This is a genomic window from Pseudoalteromonas sp. APC 3495 (assembly GCF_030407645.1).
Lineage (GTDB): Bacteria > Pseudomonadota > Gammaproteobacteria > Enterobacterales > Alteromonadaceae > Pseudoalteromonas > Pseudoalteromonas tetraodonis.
This window is the reverse complement of the sequence record NZ_JASDDA010000006.1, coordinates 101,702-120,012: the sequence shown is the minus strand read 5'-3', so window position 1 is coordinate 120,012 and position 18,311 is coordinate 101,702. Positions and strand designations below refer to the sequence as shown.

The window sequence follows — 18,311 nt, the reverse complement described above, 5'->3', positions numbered from 1 at the left end:
ATACAGATTACTATTTAGGTGCAAACTCATGTGCATCAACAGGGCTGTGCTCTGCAAAAAATCGTTTTAATGCCTGAGAGTCCGTTTCATCGGTGCTTACGAATCCTTTCATGTGAGTAATTTTAGGGTAACTATCGCCACCAGAAGCATTATATTCATTAATACTCATGCGGTATGTTTTGTTTATATCAAGCGGCTTGCCGGCGATGAACACGTTAGTTACTTGATCCTCTTTAAGCTCAAAGGCTAAGTTGTGGTATTGCATGTAGGCTCCAGAGTCTGGTGGGAAACGCGTCACGACATTTAAATAGGTTAAAATATCATTGCCTTTGAAATCGATATAAGCGACACGGTTTTTAAAAGGCTGTACTTTGAGTATGTCTTTATAACTCACGTCACCCGCATTGATGCTATCGCGAACACCGCCACCACTGATAATGCCAAAATCGGCACCTACGGTATTCATTTGCGCTTGAATAATAACGCGAGCAAGGTTAGTTTGCTCAAAGCGTACTTTGTTACGATCACCCTCGAGTCTGTCATTCACAAAGCCAATTTTACCCTCAATTTGTTTTGCCCCTTTTTGTTGGTACGCCGCTAAAAAGGTTTGTAGCGCTGGATCTGGTTTAATGTAATTTGCAGCAAGTACGGATTTTACGCTACCGTCTTTTTGCTTTTTATCTACGTATAAATTAACGGGCAATAATTGATAACTTAGCAGTGATAATTGACCGTTTTCTAATTTAAACTCCGCTTTACCCACATACTTACCCCATTCATGGGCTTGCATTATCCAGGTTCCATTTTGTCGATCAGGTTTACAGGCTAAACCTGGCTTAAAATTCTCATCTGTGACATTTTCTGCAGCCATACACACTGGCTCTTGGGAATGGCCACCAATGATCATATCCAGTGTATTTTTATCTAAAGAGCGGGCAAGCGTAACATCACCTGGGGCATTTATTCCATAATTGGCATCTACATAATGCCCCATGTGCGTTACCGCAATAGTAATATCGGGATTGTATTTTGCTTTTAATGTTTGGGTAAGTGAGGCGGTTATTTCAACCGGATCTTTAAAATCTAAGTGACCAATGTATTGCGGGTTACCAATTTTAGCGGTGTCTGTCGTTGTTAACCCAATTACGGCAATGGTTAAGCCGCCTTTGTTGAATATTTTATAACGTTCAAAAATAGTTTCGTTAGTTTGTTTATCAAAGATATTAGCCGATAAAAGAGGGAAATTAGCCCATTGCTGTTGCTGTCTTAATACACTTAATGGATTATCAAACTCATGATTACCTAATGCCATTGCGTCATAGCCAATTTTCGACATGCCTTTGAAATCGGGCTCAGCAAATTGCAGGTCTGATTCAGGAATACCGGTATTAATATCGCCACCTGATAATAATAACACCTGATGCCCTTGTGCTTTTGCATCGGCTCTTAGCTGGTCGATTAGGGTTTTACGCGCAGCCATACCATATTCGCCTTTTTCATTATGCCAAAAGCGACCATGATTATCATTGGTATGAAGAACAGTTAAATAGTGTGCTGCAGGTTTATTGACTGAGTCACTGGCACAGCCATATAAACCAAGAAATAAAATGAGAAAAACAAGAGTACGCATAAAATACCTATCGATTAACAAAACTCAGTATAGTAGGCGGCTAGTTTAAACTAGTTCGAGGTTAAAAAAACGCACTTATTCATATTTTTCAGCCAATGAGACTTCACGTTGCTGCTCTACAACCCGTTTTCTGCGTGCGAGCTCATCATGTGCGTATTGAGATTTTTGATGATTTACATCAATCATCCATTTCAAAAAGCTGACGGGAAGCTGGGTGTATGGTTCACCTTGGTGTAGCCCAAAGTCACAAATAGTCGTGTTGTTTGCCATTATATTTACTCCTATCACTGTGTAGGCTGATAATAACAAAAAAAGAGTGATTGATAAGGGGCTTTTTAAGTACCTTGCTAGGCTTAAAGTTAATTAAAAAAGAGTCACCGTGATGTACACCAAGGCACTCAGACAATTAACTCTCCATCACGTGTTTAAAATTAAAATGTAAACAGTTGTAACTGCAGTGTAATTACTTTGATATGAATTGTAGCGTTAAGTGCTTATGTATCGATTTATAAAATGAATAACACTACTCTATGACGCCTAATGACAATAAAAAATAGGAATAATAATGAAGAAGCTTATCTTAGCGTCAATTTTAACTGCAGCGAGCTTTTCAAGCGCAGCAACCATAGTCGAAATGCAAACGAGCCAAGGAACGATAGAAATTAACTTGTTTGATCAACAAACACCTAAAACAGTAGAAAACTTCCTAAGTTATGTTAATGATGCAGCGTATAAACAAACAGTAATACACCGCTCTGTTGATAAGTTTGTCATTCAAGGAGGAGGTTTTACTTTTTCTGACAAAATGGATCCCATTACAACCAAGCCAGCGGTTATTAACGAACCTGTTTACTCAAATGTAAAAGGCACAATTGCCATGGCAAAGCAGGGCGGCAACGAAAACAGCGCCACTAGCCAATGGTTTTTTAATATGAGTGATAACAGCCAAAACTTAGATTTACAAAATGGTGGGTTTACCGTTTTCGGACAAATAACAGCACAAAGCCAAGAAACTTTAGATAAAATAGCGGCCTTAGTTCATTGTGCAGAGGTACCATTGGTTGGTATTACTAAAGAGCAATGTTCAGATGAAAATGTGGTTATTAGTAATCAAAACTTAGTATCAATACAAACGGTGGTTGTGCTTGATGACGATCCTAATTCAGCACAAAATTTAACACCTAAAGAGAATACATTAATTGATAACGTAGAAGTGACACCACCACAAAGTTCAGACTCTAGTGGCAGTATGGCATGGTTATTAGGCGCACTATTGCTTGTAGCACCTAGGTTAAAACGCACTAAATAAGCCATAAAAATAACGGCGACTTATCATAGCCGCCGTTTTTTTAGTTAGGGTCTGTTGATCTTTGCGGATTACAATTTGTTCAAACTAGGGGCGGTTTAATCGCGGCGCGAGGTTTGTAACCTAGTGGGCTAAGTAAAAACCGAGCAACAAAGAGTAAACCGCCCCTAGGCAGAACCCGAAGGGCACCGCCTGTTTGGCATTGATGCTGCGTTATCGCCTATTTATGGGGAATAACCACACCACATAGGCTCTGCCTTGCCTAAATACCAAACAGACTGCTGCAAATTTAACCTTGAAAGGTCATCAGACCCTAGTTGTAAAGTACGCTCACCAGTAACATTACCCACATTACAAACACAGCTAAGCAGCCTAGCAAAAATACTCTAAAACGGGCTCTTAAATGATTACTACCAAGGTGAATGAGGCTATGAATAATGCGTGTCGCTACAAATATACACGCCAAGACTGCAATAGGGACACTCGCCATATTAAGCTGTAAAGCAAGCAAACATCCCGCATAAAAAAGCACAGGTATTTCAAATTGATTGCTAAAATTACGATCAGCGACTCTGACATGATCGCCCGCATTATCAAGTCGCATAGCAGCAAAGTCACTTAACTGTATGTGTTTGTTTTTAGCCGCCGCAAAACGTCGTTTTCCCATTATTACCATCACAACTAATGAAAGTGTTACCTGAACGAACATGGCTATTATTATCTTTTCCATAACTTACCTTATTATTTATATTAACTATTCACAATGTGTTACACAATTAAGTACTAATTAGTAGCATAGTATTAATTGATAATGGTAGTTTATAAGTGATTTAGTCTTTTTTATAACACTAAGCCCATATTTAACAGCAATGGATATAACTAAAATGAAACACATCATCGGCTTAAGTGCAATTGCACTGGCAATATTAAGCGGTTGTTCGAATACCGCCACACTTACTCAATCATCACAAACATCACTTTTATCACCAACGCTTGTTGTAAGCCCTAACGATAATCGTGAATACAAAACACTAACACTTGCCAATGATATTGAAGTGATTTTAGTTTCTGATCCAAGCGCAGAAAAATCGGCTGCTTCATTGAGTGTCGGCGTCGGCCTGCTGCACGACCCAATGAGCCAGCAAGGTATGGCGCATTATTTAGAACATATGTTGTTTTTAGGCACTGAGCGCTACCCTGACACTAAAGGGTACTCCGATTTTATGACTAAAAACGGCGGAGCGCATAATGCCTATACGTGGCTCGATATTACAAACTACATGTTTAAAATTAATAACGATGCGTTTGATGAAGGCTTAGACCGCTTTTCAGACTTTTTTAAAGCCCCTAAGCTTTACCCAGAATACACAGAAAAAGAAAAAAACGCAGTGAATGCTGAGTGGTCAATGCGTCGTGAAATGGACTTTTTTGGCCAATTTAAACTTGCACGTAAAATGATGGGTGAACACCCAGCTAATCGATTCTTAATTGGTAACCTTGAAACGTTAGGCGATAAAGCTGATAGTTCATTACACAAAGAAACTGTTGATTTTTATAATAAATATTATTCATCAAATATTATGAAAGTGGCGTTAATTTCTAATTTACCGCTTGAAGAAATGCAGAAAAAAGCAGAAAAATACTTCGCTGATATTAAAAATAAAAATATTGAAAAGCCAAAAGTATCAGCCAAGCTAGATTTTGATAATGCCGGTGGTAAACGTGTTTTTTACTCGCCAAACGAAGACGTTAAACAATTACAGCTCGACTTTACAATCACTAATAATCAAACTGAATTTGCAGTAAAACCTAATCGTTTTGTTGCCTATTTACTTAGCAATGAAATGCCAGGTAGCCCAGCACAAATATTACGTGATAAAGGCTGGGTATCGCAGTTATCAGCATCTGCTTCACCAAATCAATATGGTAACTATGGCTCTTTAAATGTGAACATAGAGCTGACTGATGAGGGCATGAAAAACCGCGAAGCCATTGTTGCGACTATTATGCAATATATTGATTTAATTAAACGTGAAGGTGTTAATAGTAAGTACTTTAATGAAATTCGTACCTCTTTGAATAACCAGTTTAAATTTTTAGAAAAAGGCGATGAGTTTAACTACGTCAGTGCGCTGACTCAAAGCATGCAAGATTATCCGTTAAATCATGCGATAAACGCACCATACTACTACGCTAAGTTTGATGCTGATGCGGTTAATAATGTACTAAAACAACTTAACGCAGACACCTTACGTGTTTGGTATATTTCTCAACAAGAAGACACTGATTCACAATTACATTTTTATGATGGTAAATACCGAATTAGTGATATTAGCGACGCAGAAATTGCCAGCTGGGAAAAACCAAGTGAATTTAATTTAGCCTTACCAAGTGTTAACAACTTACTGCCAGAGAGTTTTGCAATTAAAACGCAGGCTTTTAAAGAGCAAAAACACCCAGAACTTAGCTATGATAAAAACGGTGTAAAAATTTGGCGCCAAGCAAGCCAGCAGTTTGCAGAGCAACCCAAAGGTTTAGTTGAGGTGTATATCAACACACAAACAGGGTTGCGTGATATTAACTCAACCGTCCTTTATTCTGTGTGGGCAGATTTATATAACACTCAATTAAGTCAGCTACGAACCGAAGCGGCTATTGCCGGTATGAATGTTAATTTAAGCTCAAGCAATGGTTTAGTTTTATCATTAAGTGGTTTTACCGATAAACAAGATACCTTACTTAAACAAGCGTTAGCTGGATTTGACGATAAAATTTCAGCGCAAGCATTTAACCAAGCGATTGACCGTTATCAACGTGATTTACTCAATCAGCAAAAACAGTTCCCGTATGCACAAGCGTTTAGTGAATATTCAAAACTGACTCGAACCGGTAGTTTTGATACTGACGCGCTTATTAAGGCAGCTCAATCACTGACACTCGCTGATTTACAAGCCTTAAAACAAAGCACCTTAGCGAATAATAACTTACGCGTATTTAGCTATGGTAACTATAACCAAAAAGATATTGATGCCATTGCTGCTGAATTAACGGCTATTTTACCAAATAATCATACAAAATCTGAGTTTGCCCGCAGTAAAGCTTGGTTACCACAACTAGGTGAAGCGCGCGTATTACACAAAGATATTGATGTAGCCGATGTAGCCGTTGTCGATATGACCATTCACCCAACGCCAGGTTACAAACAAAAAGCGCAGGCGGCGGTTTTACAAGGACACTTTAGAACAATCGCGTTTGACAAAATGCGTACCGAAGAACAACTAGCTTATGCGGTAGGGGCATTAGCGCGTCCTATTGAGGATTACTCTGGTATTGGATTGTTTATTCAAACGCCGGTTAAAGGGCCAAAAGAAATTCAAGTACGCTTTGATAAGTTCAAAAAAGAGTATGCTTCTGAGCTTAATGCCATGAGTGAAGAGACATTTGCACAGCTTAAAAATGCAACGTTGGTCTCGTTAAAAGAACAGCCAAAGAATTTAAGTGACGAAATGAGTCCATTGATTAACGATTGGTACCGTGAAAACTTTGATTTTGATTCAAAACAAAAGCTAATTGCAGAAGTAGAAAAGGTCACCCTTGCTGATATTAAAGACTACTACCAGCAAACCATGTTAAATCCACAAGCAGCCCGCTTAAATGTGCAATTACGTGGCAGTAAGTTTAGTGATAGCGAGTTCGCTGATTTGCCAAACCAAACTAAAGTGACGAGTTTAGATGCTTACTACAGCGATATAAAATTGCAAAAGTAAGTTGAAATTACTCAAAAACTAAACAAAACCCAGCCATTGTTGACTGGGTTTTGTTTTAACGGCGTTAATTATGGTTTTAGTAAAATGGCTACCATTGCCATGTTAGGCCATAAGTAAAAAGCCAATTATGGCAAAGCCTGCAGCAATTAAGGTATAAGGTAATTGCGTTACAGCATGACTGATCAAATTACAGCCAGAGCCTTGTGCTGCTAGTACGGTTGAATCAGAGTAAAAACAGGCTTGGCTACCAAATGAAGACGCTGAAAGTAATGCGCCAATCACCAATGGAATATTTGCATCAACCGCCGTCGCAAGGGGCATGACAATAGGAATTGAAACCGCAAAAATCCCCCAACTTGAACCCGTCGCAAACGCTAATATCGACATCGCAATAAATACCACCGCAGGTAAATAGCCAGCGGTCATATACGGGCTTAAGCTGCCAATCACAAATTGTGGCAAGCCAATTAAATCGCATACATCTTTAAAAATAAAGGCGGCAATCACGGTTCCAATTGCGGGGATCATACTTTTAAAACCATCCAGCATACGCTCAATCATTTCGCTAAAGCTCATTAATTTTTGTAACGCATAAAATGGCAAAGTGACAGCCATTGTCGCTAATAGACCTTTGTACACATCTATTTCAAAATATACGGTAAATGCGACTAATAAAATAATCGGCAACAAAAAGTTATATAACTTACCTTTAGGATCCGCATCTTCAAAGTGTTCCTCCGCTGCTTTTACTGCATATTCATCGGCAGTTTGTACTTGAGTATAAATCGCAGGCTCTAAAGTAGGAGCGTGAGTTAGCGCCTGTTGCTCGGCTTTTTTCATGGGGCCAAAAGTAGGGATCACGCCGGCAATAACCAGCACCACAGTCAACACCGCAAACCAGGCATAAAACATGTACGGAATGGCTTGAATATAAACGGCAATGCCTTTGCCTTCTTCTGCAATGCCGTTATCCACTAACAGGCCACCAAAAAATACAGCCCACGTTGACAAAGGGACGAGTACACAAATAGGCGCTGCCGTTGAATCAACAACGTAAGCGAGCATTTCACGACTCACTTTAAATTTGTCGGTGATCCGCTTCATGGTTTCACCCACGGTAAGCGCGTTTAAATAATCGTCAATAAATATCACGACACCCAAACAAAAGGTCATAAATAAGGAGGATCGTTTACCTCGGGTGTACTTTAAAGCCAAACTACCAAACGCAGAAGCCCCTCCAGTGCGCACTAATAAGGCAATAAGCGCACCAAAGCCGCCACACACAAGTATTAACCAACCAATGGTTTCATCAGTCATTACTTTGAGTGATGTGCTGGCAAAATTTGAGAGAACTTTGCTAGGGTCAGCTAAAACAAGGCCAACTAATGCACCAATCAGTAACGATAAAATAGGGCGGCGTAAAACAACAGCCAATACAACCACTACCGCAGGCGGCAGTAGAGTTAACGCAGAAGGTTCAAGCATTTATAAGATCACAAAATTAAAAGCAGATTTAAAAAGTAAACTGCTTATACAAAAACAAAGAAGATGATAAGTTTGTTGTTAAATCATTTTCCAAGTCACTGCTTTTGCACGCGTGGAGGGCACTTAAAAAATTATGTTAAATTAATAGTTTTAGTGAAACGCGTTGGCTTTGGCGCCAGACGGCGCAAGGAATGCATGCCGCTATTGTTGTGCCTTTAAAAACATCGGCGCAAAAATAATCTTCTTTTTTATTTCAGTCAATAAAAAATATCGGGTCGTTAAAAATTTATTAGGAGTTATTTTGAATATTGCTTTTACTACAGAGCGCTTACACATTCGCTTCGCACAAATAGCAGATGCGGCAGAGTTATTTAAGTTGGTTAATCAGGCTAATTTCACCAAATACATTGGTGATAAAGGTATTTATACTTTAGACGACGCTAAAAAATACATCAAAGACAGTTTTATATCTGCCCATAAGCAGCATGGCTTTGGGCCTTATATAATCGCATTACATGATGAAACACTAGTTGGTATTGTTGGGTTTTATCAGCGAGCTGTTCTGCAATATCCCGATTTAGGGTTTGCGCTAAAAGACGGTTTTGAAAAAAAGGGCTATATTTTTGAGGCGGCAAATACCTTGCTAAACCATAGACAAAACTTGGGGATTAACCAGGTTACGGCGATCGCCCGCTGTGATAACCGTGCATCAAAAAATGTATTACAAAAGCTCGGTTTTAAAACCCAAGGTCAAGTGATCATAGAAAGCACTAACATTGCGGTAGACGTATATTTACTTAATACAGAGCGAAATTAAATTCGCGCTTTTTCAATTTCTTTTGCCGCAAGGATGTTGATTTGTTGCCACATTTTTTCAAGAGTAGCCACCAATGAATCATAGCCATCATCATCGATTGGCATAACAGATGAAAAATTATGGATGCTTAGTAAACGCCTACCCGATTCTGGGTGAGTGTAGTATAAACGCCATAGCCCTGAAATATCTGCATTACCTTGCAGATCACCGTTAAAGTGGTGTAGTTCGTATTCTAATTCGTAAAATGTTTGTTGCTGTTGGTCAGTAATAACGGGTAAGCCTTTAATAACCATCCAGTTTGTCATGGTATTAAATAATGTTTGCTGCGCGCTGGCACTGAGCATAACATCTGGCGACTCACCCCATAGATGATAATTAGCAGCATGGATTTGATTACTATCTACTTTCATAGCAATACCCCGATTATTCAATGCGCCTCTTAGGGTGACTGTTTGCACGCGCAGTTGTGCCTGTGTATCTTGCACATTTCGCGAAGAGTCATTAATGGGCTGCTCAAATTGGTAATACTGAATTGTTGTTTGAATAGCAGAGCTGCAACCACTGATAAAGATCACACCCGTTAAAAGTAAAAATAGTGCCTTCATTATTGCTTCCTCGGTTGTGGATCGTTAGGTAGTGATTTGTCAAAAATGAGCATATTAGGTTGCTCGTTTAAGCCACGGGTAAGAGGCTGAAACTCTTCTGTTAAACGTTTAATTTGTAGCAGTGTTTGCTCAAGTTGATAGTGCATTTGAGAGCCTGCTTGATAGCTTGCCATGGTTTTATCAAACTGGCGCATGGTTATTTCAAATTGTTCCATACTTTTGGTTATTTTTTCGAGATTACGATTAAAGTCGCCAGGTAAATTTTGTGTATCGGGCTTATTTAATAATGTGCGCATCTCACTGGCCAGAGCTTGATACTCGCTAAACGTAGTTTGCATTTTGGCTAAACTGTCTTCAATTTTTAAATTATTCACTTTATTAAGTACATCCGATACTTGATCGGCAAGCACCGTTATACCGCTCGATACACTAGGAAACACATCGTATTGAGCAAGTTTTTTAAGCTCGCTTTTTGGGGTGTCGGTATAAAAGTCAAAATCGACGTAAACTGCACCGGTTAGCAAATTACCCGGTTTAAGTGACGCTCTCATGCCATTTTCAATCCACTCGTTAACGCTTGTTTCCCAATACTCTTTTGCTACCGAGGTGATATGGTATAAACGACCATATTCTACTTTTATCAATACCGGAACTGCGGTATTTTTAGCGCGAAAATGAGCCGGTTTTCCATCTATAATTACATTGGCGGGCGCTTCAACCACTGTGCCTACGCGAGTACCTCTATACTCAACTGGCGCACCAACACGGAGTCCTCTAATCGATTGTTCGAATTCAATAAGGTAATAATCAAAATCATAAAAACGCTCTTCTAAAGCTTGCTTATAACTTTGACTCAAAGAAAAGCTATGACCATCTTGTGCTAAATCGCCAGGGGCTTGCTGATCAGGTAAGCCAACAGAAATACCGCCTTTTAATAATTTGCTTAGTGAACCGGTATTAATATTTATGCCATCAGCAGAAAGATCTATCTCAATACCTGAGTTAACCCAAAAAATAGAGTTTAAAGTGATCAGGTTCTCATAGGGGGCTTTAATAAAAATACCGTATTGCATTGCTTGGTTTTTCCAATCAAAGGTGGCGGTTTCTATTTGGCCTATTTTGTAGTTTTTAAAAAATATACCAGTACTCACATCAAGTACCTCAGCATTGTAACTGAGTAACTTAAAGCGTCCACCTTGAACATGTTTACCAATTAATGCGGGCTCTTCTTGCAGGGTAAAGCGCTTTTTAAGTCGGTTACTTTCTCCCGGTGAAAACTCTAAATAAACCCCTGAAAGTAGGGTACTCATACCACTGATCCCAGTTTCATCAATGCGTGGCTTTACTACCCAAATACTGGCATCTTCGGTGAGTAAATTATCATAGTTTTTATCTATTTGTGCTCGGGCAATTACACTGTCTTGGCTGTCAGAAAGGCGGACGTGATCAATTTGACCTATTTTAACACTTCGCACTTTTATTTCTGTTTTACCAGCAATAATCCCCTCTGCTTGGGGCATAGTGATGTAGATTGTTTGCCCTTTATTTAATTGATACTGATAAAGCATCCAAACACCAACAAATAAGGCAACCACAGGAATGATCCAAATTGCAGAAATACTTGATTTTTGTGCTACGTTAGCTGTTTTAGTCATGCTTTATTCTCTGCGTTATTATTTTTGGTGAGTCCCACAGTAGGCGAGGGTCAAATGCGTGTGCCGCCATCATTTGGCATAATACCATAACGGTAAAAAAGACGATGCCCAAACCGGGTGTAACCGACATTAAATTTCCTAGCTGCACCAGTGCAACTAATATAGCCACAACAAACACATCAATCATAGACCATTTACCTATAAATTCAGTAAGTTGATACACTTTTGTGTAACCTTTTGTATGCAGGTTAGCGGGTTTTGTAACCATAAAACACAAAAAGCTCAAAATAAGCGCTTTGGCTAACGGTACCACCACACTGGCAAAAAATATAATAATTGCAATAGGATACGATCCACTATTCCATAACGTAATAACACCCGAAATAAGGGTTGCAGGTGTTTCATCCCCTAGGCTAATAGTGTACATAATGGGGAGCAAATTCGCAGGAATATAACAAATCAGAGAAGTAACTAACCATGCAGCCGCTTTTTGTACGCTGTAGGGGTTTCTTAAATACGTTTTACTGTGGCAACGAGGGCAGATTGATTCAACGCTTAGTTGATGGCAAACATGGCAGGCTTTTATATTCTCATCAATAGCCCGCTCAGCGTTTGAAGTATTTTGAAGTGTAGTGGCAGGGCTTACTTGTGACCACAGCCTAGCACGATTTAAACGCGTCAATGCACTAACATAAAAAATAACAAATCCCACATAAGCAAAAAAACTGATACCAAAGCTAACCTCAGCCAATGACATTATTTTTACCATGCTAACTAAAACACCAATCAGAAATATTTCTGACATGATCCAAGGCTCTAGCGTTAAAGTGAATTTTAATAGTCTTCTTGCAACTGCTTGCGGCAGTGCTTTGAGTGCGCCTAAATGCAAAGGGATCAAAATAATCAGCAAACTCATAGGTAAAATAATAATGCTGATATCAATAAATAGGCCGAGTAGGTCACTATCATAGTTAAATAAAATCCGTGCTGCGTCGGGCAGGGTAATAGTTTGGGTAATACCATTACTACTAAAAGAGATAAATGGATAAAACATACTGCTGAGCAACATTAATAATGCGCTTAAACTCAGTGCGACTATTTCAGTGTCATGGTTTATATTAATACCGCGGACTTTATGGCTACAGCGTGGGCACAATGCCACTTGTTTGGCATTAATCTCGGGAATATCAATGATAAGATCACAGCTTGGGCAGGCAGTTTGCAAAATGTTAGCTTATAATTAATTCAATAATTTAAATATTGCTATAAATAATAGTTAAATACAAACGCTGCGGCTAAATTACTAAAGAAAAGTAAACCCAATAACTGAAAATAAAAACGGATTAGGTGAAAGAGTGAAAGTTGTATTTTTATTGGCCTTAGTGTGTTTATGTGGTGATAGTTTTGCATTTGTTAATGATAATAAGCAGCAACGAGTCATTATTGCGGCTAACCCTACTGTTGCGCCTTATGTAATAAGTGAAAATGATTCAGGTATTCAGCTCGAGATTGTAAAGGCAGCACTTAACAATCAAGACATAAATGAGGTTGATGTACATTACATGTCAAATCAGCGTGCAGATGCTTTATTGAACCAAGGCCATGTAGATATTGCTTTAAATTACTCGGGTATTTTAATTGCTGGCATATATCGAAGCCAATCGGTTGTTAGTTATGAGAATGTGGTGGTGAGTCTTAAAAAGAGTAACTTCACTATTAATAGTATTTACGATCTGGCGACTAAAAGTGTTTTAGCATTTCAAAATGCGCCTGCTTATTTACCCAAAGAATTTGGTCATAACTTGGAAAACTTGAGAGGCTATGAAGAAGTATTCAATCAACAAGCGCAGATACATCATTTAATGGCAGGGTGGGTTGATACGATTATTCTCGATAGACGTATATTTCTTCACTACTTAAAGGAATATCAAAAAACCAATACCACTAAAGATTTTGTTATTCATGCTATTTTTCCACCTGCGGCAAGGCCTGCGTATTTTAACAATGATTTGCTGAGACAGCAGTTTGACAAAGGCTTAGCAAATATAATTCAAAGCGGTGAATATCGCACCATAATGCTTAACTTAGATAAGCAATATACCCAGCGCGACTTCACTCGTTTTTAATTAATCAAATAAAGCAACAGTTTGACGGGTGAGCGCAATAAGCTCACCGGATTGCGACCAAATACAGCCATCTTCTAAGCCATAGCCATCTTTTGAATGATGAGTGATTGCTTCAAAACCCAACCATTCACCTGGCACTAAATTAGGCGCTTGTACAAATTCTAAATACCACGACATGCTACTAGCCGGTGCAGGTTGCTTAAACATTTGTAGTAATGTTGGCGGCCATGCGTCAGTAAGAGCAATAACATGAGCTTCTGTAATTTCTTCAGGCGTGTGTTTAAATCGCATCCAACCACCAAGGTGAGAGGTTTGCGCACTACTAAACGGCATGGCGCCTTGTTGCGGGCATAAATCAACATGCTGAAAAAATTCTGGCATTTTCCCAGGTACAAAGCCTAAACAATGGCCTTCGTTTACAGGGTGTAAGGTTAACGACTTTGATACCGGCACATTAATTGATGAGTTACGATTTTTTGCAAAACAGGCCTGCACGATGACACACACCGCATCATCTTGAATCGCTTTGGCGAGCACTTGGGTACTGCTTTTACCTTCACGTAATATTTCTACCGATAAAGAAAACGGTTTTTCAGCCAATAATGGCCCTACAAAGTTTGTACTTAAAGAAAGCAGTCTTCTTGATGAATCAACTTTATTGCGCATTGCTTGATAAAGTAGCGCAGCAGAGAGGCCACCAAAAGCAGTACGACCTTGGCACCAGTTAGCAGGAAACTGCATGGTATTGGTTAACGGGTCAGTTTCCTGACTCGCTTGGGCTGCTTGTTTTAATAATTGTTCAAAGTGCACAAATAATGTCCTTTTGCTGTTATTTGCTAAATTTATATCACACCCAAACTCATCAGACCAGACAATAAATAAGCTCCCAAATTACAAAAAATGAGCAATCCCTACTCTTTTTAGGGTTATTTAGTAAATAAATTAAAAAAAATGCGTTTTTTTTCATTTTTACAGTTGAATTAAGTTTGTGGCATCCCTATTAACTAGTCATCGAATGTATTAACGAATTTAGAAGTTGGAGAAGATTCATGGGTAGAATTATTGGAATCGATTTAGGTACTACTAACTCTTGTGTTGCAGTACTTGATGGTGACAAAGCACGTGTTATTGAAAATGCGGAAGGCGATCGCACAACCCCGTCTATTATTGCTTACACGCAAGACGGTGAAACGTTAGTAGGTCAACCTGCAAAACGTCAAGCGGTAACTAACCCAACAAACACGTTATTTGCAATCAAACGTTTAATTGGTCGTCGCTTTGAAGACGAAGAAGTACAACGTGATATCGGCATCATGCCTTTCAAAATTATCAAAGCAGATAATGGCGATGCATGGGTAGAAGCAGGCGGTGAAAAACGCGCTGCACCACAAATTTCTGCTGAAGTACTGAAAAAAATGAAGAAGACGGCTGAAGACTTCTTAGGTGAAGAAGTAACTGAAGCGGTAATCACAGTACCGGCATACTTTAACGATTCACAACGTCAAGCTACAAAAGATGCGGGCCGTATTGCGGGTCTTGAAGTAAAACGTATTATCAATGAGCCAACAGCTGCAGCCCTTGCATACGGTATGGATAAAAACCGTGGCGAAAACGTAGTAGCGGTATACGACTTAGGTGGTGGTACTTTCGATTTATCAATCATTGAAATTGATGAAGTTGAAGGCGAGCACACATTTGAAGTACTTGCGACAAATGGTGACACTCACTTAGGTGGTGAAGATTTTGATAACCGTGTAATCAACTACTTAGTTGCTGAATTCAAGAAAGATCAAGGTATCGATTTACAAAATGATCCGCTTGCTATGCAACGTGTTAAAGAAGCAGCAGAGAAAGCAAAAATTGAGCTTTCATCAGCACAATCTACAGAAGTTAACCTTCCGTACGTAACCGCTGATGCATCAGGTCCTAAGCACATGAACGTGAAATTAACACGTGCTAAGCTTGAGTCACTGGTTGAAGACTTAGTGACTAAGTCGATTGAACCGCTTAAACGCGCACTAGCTGATGCTGACCTGTCTGTGAACGATATCAACGATATCATTCTAGTGGGTGGTCAAACGCGTATGCCACTTGTTCAAAGAACAGTTGCTGAATTCTTTGGTAAAGAACCACGTAAAGACGTTAACCCTGATGAAGCGGTAGCTGTGGGTGCTGCGATTCAAGGTGGTGTACTTGCAGGTGACGTGAAAGACGTACTATTACTAGACGTATCACCATTATCTCTAGGTATTGAGACGATGGGGTCAGTAATGACAGCACTGATTGAGAAAAACACCACGATTCCTACTAAGAAATCGCAAACATTCTCAACAGCAGAAGATAATCAATCTGCAGTAACCATTCATGTGTTACAAGGTGAGCGTAAACGTTCAAGTGATAACAAATCGCTAGGTCAATTTAACCTAGAAGGCATTCGCCCAGCACAACGTGGTACGCCACAAATCGAAGTAACATTCGATGTTGATGCCGATGGTATCTTACATGTATCTGCAAAAGATAAAGATACAGGTAAAGAGCAAAAAATCACTATTCAAGCATCTTCTGGCTTAAGCGATGAAGAAGTTGAAAAAATGGTTCGTGATGCAGAAGCGCACGCTGAAGACGATAAAAAGTTTGAAGAGTTAGTAGCTGCACGTAACCAAGCTGATGCACTTGTTCACGGTACACGTAAGCAAATTGAAGAAGCGGGTGATGCTCTGCCAAGCGAAGACAAAGACGCGATTGAAGCGGCTGTTGTTGACCTAGAAGCAGCAATTAAGAGTGACGACAAAGCAGAGATTGAAGCGAAAACGCAAGCGCTTGCTGAAAAGTCTCAAAAGCTAATGGAAATCGCTCAAGCTAAAGCACAACAAGCTGGTGGTGACGCTGGTGAACAACAACAGTCAGCTAAACAAGATGACGATGTTGTTGATGCAGAGTTCGAAGAAGTTAAAGACGACAAGTAATTGTTGCTAACGCTTCTCGCTAATTTAAAACACATGACCAAATCAAGTGTTTGAGTTAGGATGAACACATGAGGCGCGTAGGCTAAAGCTTAACGCGCCTTTTGCATGTAAAGAGAAGTGAATAAAACGCTTTAAAAATTCAATGATAAATCGATATGATTTATCGGTTTGTCCAGCAGCTAACGCTGTAAATAGAAAAGAGTAGTGTGATAGATATGTCAAAACGCGATTATTACGAAGTCCTCGGCGTAAGCAAAGATGCGAGTGAGCGAGACATAAAAAAAGCGTATAAACGCTTAGCGATGAAATATCACCCCGATCGTACCGCCGGTGATAAAGACCTTGAAACTAAATTCAAGGAAGTTAAAGAAGCTTACGAAATACTGACTGATGCGCAAAAGCGTCAAATGTATGACCAATACGGCCATGCAGCCTTCGAACAAGGTGGTGGCGGTGGTCACGGTGGCTTTGGCGGCGGCCAAGGTGATTTTGGTGATATTTTTGGAGACGTATTTGGTGATATTTTTGGTGGCGGCGGTGGTCGACGTCAATCACGCCAGCAACGTGGCTCAGATTTACGTTACAACATGGACTTAAGCTTAGAAGAAGCGGTTCGTGGTAAAGACGTTGAGATTAAAGTACCTACTTGGGTTAGTTGTGAACCATGTGATGGCAGTGGTGCTAAAGCGGGTTCAAAGCCAAAGACATGTACAACCTGTCATGGTGCAGGCCAAGTACAAATGCGCCAAGGTTTTTTTGCCGTACAGCAAACATGTCCAACGTGTCATGGACAAGGTCAGATCATTTCAGATCCTTGTAATAAATGTCATGGGCAAGGCCGTGTAGAAAAAACTAAAACGCTATCGGTTAAAATCCCGGCAGGCGTAGATACTGGCGATCGTATTCGCTTATCAGGTGAAGGCGAAGCAGGCATGCATGGTGCACCAGCAGGTGACTTGTATGTGCAAGTATCTGTTCGTGAACACAAAATATTTGTTCGTGAAGCTAATAATTTATATTGTGAAGTACCAATAAGCTTTACCACCGCAGGCCTTGGCGGTGAAATTGAAGTGCCAACGCTTGATGGGCGTGCAAAGCTTAAAATACCGTCAGAAACACAAACGGGCAAAATGTTCCGTATGCGTGGCAAAGGTGTTAAGTCAGTACGCAGTGGTGCTCAAGGTGATTTAATTTGTAAGGTTGTGATTGAAACGCCTGTTAATTTAAACGAGCGTCAACGTGACTTACTTAAAGAATTAGATGAAAGTATGGGCAAAGACAGCTCAAAAAACCGTCCTAAAGAGCAAGGCTTTTTTGATGGGGTTAAAAAGTTTTTTGATGACTTAACTAAGTAATTAGTCGGATCAATAGACCCTAGTAAAAACGGCGCTTTTTTAGCGCCGTTTTTTTATGTTTAATGTGCTAAATTATTAGGGAAATTTATTTTGGACTTTATCAGATGACCCCCGCTATAGAGCAGCTAAAAAAAAGCAATATTAAGTTTGACATACTCAGTTACGAGCACGATATAAACAATACTAATTACGGCCTCGAAGCGGTTGAAAAGCTTAATCTTAACAGCGCCCAAGTATTTAAAACCCTAGTGCTTGAAACCTCAGAGCAACAGCTTATTGTAGCGGTGACTCCCGTCACTCAGCAGGTTAATTTTAAACAGCTTGCGAAGCTTTGTGCAGTAAAAAAAGTGATGATGGCAGACCCACAAAAAGTGCAGGCGAGTACCGGTTATATTTTGGGAGGAGTAAGCCCCCTTGGCCAAAAAAAACGACTAAAAACTTACATACACTCCAGTGCGTTAGATTTTGAAATGATATATGTTAGTGCCGGAAAACGAGGGTTAGAAGTAACACTAAGTGCAAAAAGCTTAGCACATATAACTCAAGCTTCGTTTGCAGTTTTTTAAACTTTTGTTTAGCTAAAATAAGGGGATATAAGT

General features: G+C 39.6%; 15 protein-coding genes. 7 read left to right on the top strand and 8 right to left on the bottom strand.

What is annotated here, in order from left to right; genetic code table 11:
- Nucleotides 1-10: 10 nt before the first annotated feature.
- Nucleotides 11-1,630: a bifunctional UDP-sugar hydrolase/5'-nucleotidase UshA gene (gene ushA, locus QL984_RS04175; RefSeq protein ID WP_290171996.1), complete on the bottom strand. Its 1,620-nt coding sequence runs from the start codon at nt 1,628-1,630 to the stop codon at nt 11-13.
- A 75-nt stretch (nt 1,631-1,705) separates the two neighbouring features.
- Nucleotides 1,706-1,900, bottom strand: a complete 195-nt coding sequence (locus QL984_RS04170) for a hypothetical protein (RefSeq protein WP_013463154.1) — start codon at nt 1,898-1,900, stop codon at nt 1,706-1,708.
- Nucleotides 1,901-2,195: 295 nt separating this feature from the next.
- Here QL984_RS04170 and QL984_RS04165 point away from each other — a divergent pair, with 295 nt between their 5' ends.
- Nucleotides 2,196-2,939, top strand: coding sequence for a peptidylprolyl isomerase (locus QL984_RS04165; RefSeq protein ID WP_128583026.1), 744 nt, complete (start codon nt 2,196-2,198; stop codon nt 2,937-2,939).
- 310 nt (nt 2,940-3,249) lie between these two features.
- Here QL984_RS04165 and QL984_RS04155 read toward each other — a convergent pair whose 3' ends face one another.
- Nucleotides 3,250-3,666: an MAPEG family protein gene (locus tag QL984_RS04155; protein ID WP_290171995.1), complete on the bottom strand. Its 417-nt coding sequence runs from the start codon at nt 3,664-3,666 to the stop codon at nt 3,250-3,252.
- 154 nt (nt 3,667-3,820) lie between these two features.
- Between QL984_RS04155 and QL984_RS04150 the strand changes: the two genes are divergently transcribed.
- Nucleotides 3,821-6,703 (top strand): insulinase family protein, encoded by a 2,883-nt coding sequence (locus QL984_RS04150; protein ID WP_128583025.1) that lies wholly within the window; start codon nt 3,821-3,823, stop codon nt 6,701-6,703.
- Between the two features lie 102 nt (nt 6,704-6,805).
- Here QL984_RS04150 and QL984_RS04145 read toward each other — a convergent pair whose 3' ends face one another.
- Nucleotides 6,806-8,188 (bottom strand): Na+/H+ antiporter NhaC family protein, encoded by a 1,383-nt coding sequence (locus QL984_RS04145; protein WP_008112356.1) that lies wholly within the window; start codon nt 8,186-8,188, stop codon nt 6,806-6,808.
- A 301-nt stretch (nt 8,189-8,489) separates the two neighbouring features.
- Here QL984_RS04145 and QL984_RS04140 point away from each other — a divergent pair, with 301 nt between their 5' ends.
- Nucleotides 8,490-9,005 carry a GNAT family N-acetyltransferase gene (locus tag QL984_RS04140; RefSeq protein WP_128583024.1) on the top strand — a complete coding sequence of 172 codons (516 nt, stop codon included), beginning with the start codon at nt 8,490-8,492 and terminating at the stop codon, nt 9,003-9,005.
- Here the strand turns inward: QL984_RS04140 and QL984_RS04135 are convergent.
- The 3 genes from QL984_RS04135 to QL984_RS04125 are packed head-to-tail and all read right to left on the bottom strand — an operon-like array spanning nt 9,002 to nt 12,427.
- Nucleotides 9,002-9,610, bottom strand: a complete 609-nt coding sequence (locus tag QL984_RS04135; protein WP_028834116.1) for a PqiC family protein — start codon at nt 9,608-9,610, stop codon at nt 9,002-9,004. The genes QL984_RS04140 and QL984_RS04135 overlap by 4 nt on opposite strands.
- Nucleotides 9,610-11,265, bottom strand: a complete 1,656-nt coding sequence (pqiB, locus tag QL984_RS04130) for an intermembrane transport protein PqiB (RefSeq protein WP_058155932.1) — start codon at nt 11,263-11,265, stop codon at nt 9,610-9,612. Before pqiB ends, QL984_RS04135 begins: the two co-directional genes overlap by 1 nt.
- Nucleotides 11,258-12,427: a paraquat-inducible protein A gene (locus tag QL984_RS04125; protein WP_232311379.1), complete on the bottom strand. Its 1,170-nt coding sequence runs from the start codon at nt 12,425-12,427 to the stop codon at nt 11,258-11,260. Before QL984_RS04125 ends, pqiB begins: the two co-directional genes overlap by 8 nt.
- A 193-nt stretch (nt 12,428-12,620) precedes the next feature.
- On the opposite strand from QL984_RS04125, the gene QL984_RS04120 reads away from it, so the two are divergent.
- Nucleotides 12,621-13,391, top strand: a complete 771-nt coding sequence (locus tag QL984_RS04120) for a transporter substrate-binding domain-containing protein (protein ID WP_058155936.1) — start codon at nt 12,621-12,623, stop codon at nt 13,389-13,391.
- On the opposite strand, the gene QL984_RS04115 is transcribed toward QL984_RS04120, so the two are convergent.
- Nucleotides 13,392-14,201 (bottom strand): thioesterase family protein, encoded by an 810-nt coding sequence (locus QL984_RS04115; protein WP_008464384.1) that lies wholly within the window; start codon nt 14,199-14,201, stop codon nt 13,392-13,394. It abuts the gene before it with no gap.
- 239 nt (nt 14,202-14,440) lie between these two features.
- On the opposite strand from QL984_RS04115, the gene dnaK reads away from it, so the two are divergent.
- The 3 genes from dnaK (at nt 14,441) to ybaK (ending at nt 18,278) form a co-directional block, all read left to right on the top strand.
- Entirely contained in the window at nt 14,441-16,357 is a 1,917-nt protein-coding gene (dnaK, locus tag QL984_RS04110) for a molecular chaperone DnaK (protein ID WP_013463167.1), read from the top strand.
- A gap of 215 nt (nt 16,358-16,572) precedes the next feature.
- The gene (gene dnaJ / locus QL984_RS04105) at nt 16,573-17,712 is read left to right on the top strand and encodes a molecular chaperone DnaJ (protein ID WP_013463168.1); all 1,140 of its coding nucleotides are present in this window, start codon (nt 16,573-16,575) and stop codon (nt 17,710-17,712) included.
- 104 nt (nt 17,713-17,816) lie between these two features.
- Complete coding sequence (gene ybaK, locus QL984_RS04100; RefSeq protein ID WP_138764054.1) at nt 17,817-18,278, top strand: Cys-tRNA(Pro) deacylase; 462 nt, start codon at nt 17,817-17,819, stop codon at nt 18,276-18,278.
- The last annotated feature ends 33 nt before the right edge of the window (nt 18,279-18,311 follow it).

Excerpts from the sequence above, each read along its gene's own strand:
- ushA (WP_290171996.1), bottom strand. The coding sequence starts at position 1,630 with ATGCGTACTCTTGTTTTTCTCATTTTATTTCTTGGTTTATATGGCTGT.
- QL984_RS04170 (WP_013463154.1), bottom strand. The coding sequence starts at position 1,900 with ATGGCAAACAACACGACTATTTGTGACTTTGGGCTACACCAAGGTGAA.
- QL984_RS04165 (WP_128583026.1), top strand. The coding sequence starts at position 2,196 with ATGAAGAAGCTTATCTTAGCGTCAATTTTAACTGCAGCGAGCTTTTCA.
- QL984_RS04155 (WP_290171995.1), bottom strand. The coding sequence starts at position 3,666 with ATGGAAAAGATAATAATAGCCATGTTCGTTCAGGTAACACTTTCATTA.
- QL984_RS04150 (WP_128583025.1), top strand. The coding sequence starts at position 3,821 with ATGAAACACATCATCGGCTTAAGTGCAATTGCACTGGCAATATTAAGC.
- QL984_RS04145 (WP_008112356.1), bottom strand. The coding sequence starts at position 8,188 with ATGCTTGAACCTTCTGCGTTAACTCTACTGCCGCCTGCGGTAGTGGTT.
- QL984_RS04135 (WP_028834116.1), bottom strand. The coding sequence starts at position 9,610 with ATGAAGGCACTATTTTTACTTTTAACGGGTGTGATCTTTATCAGTGGT.
- pqiB (WP_058155932.1), bottom strand. The coding sequence starts at position 11,265 with ATGACTAAAACAGCTAACGTAGCACAAAAATCAAGTATTTCTGCAATT.
- dnaK (WP_013463167.1), top strand. The coding sequence starts at position 14,441 with ATGGGTAGAATTATTGGAATCGATTTAGGTACTACTAACTCTTGTGTT.
- dnaJ (WP_013463168.1), top strand. The coding sequence starts at position 16,573 with ATGTCAAAACGCGATTATTACGAAGTCCTCGGCGTAAGCAAAGATGCG.
- ybaK (WP_138764054.1), top strand. The coding sequence starts at position 17,817 with ATGACCCCCGCTATAGAGCAGCTAAAAAAAAGCAATATTAAGTTTGAC.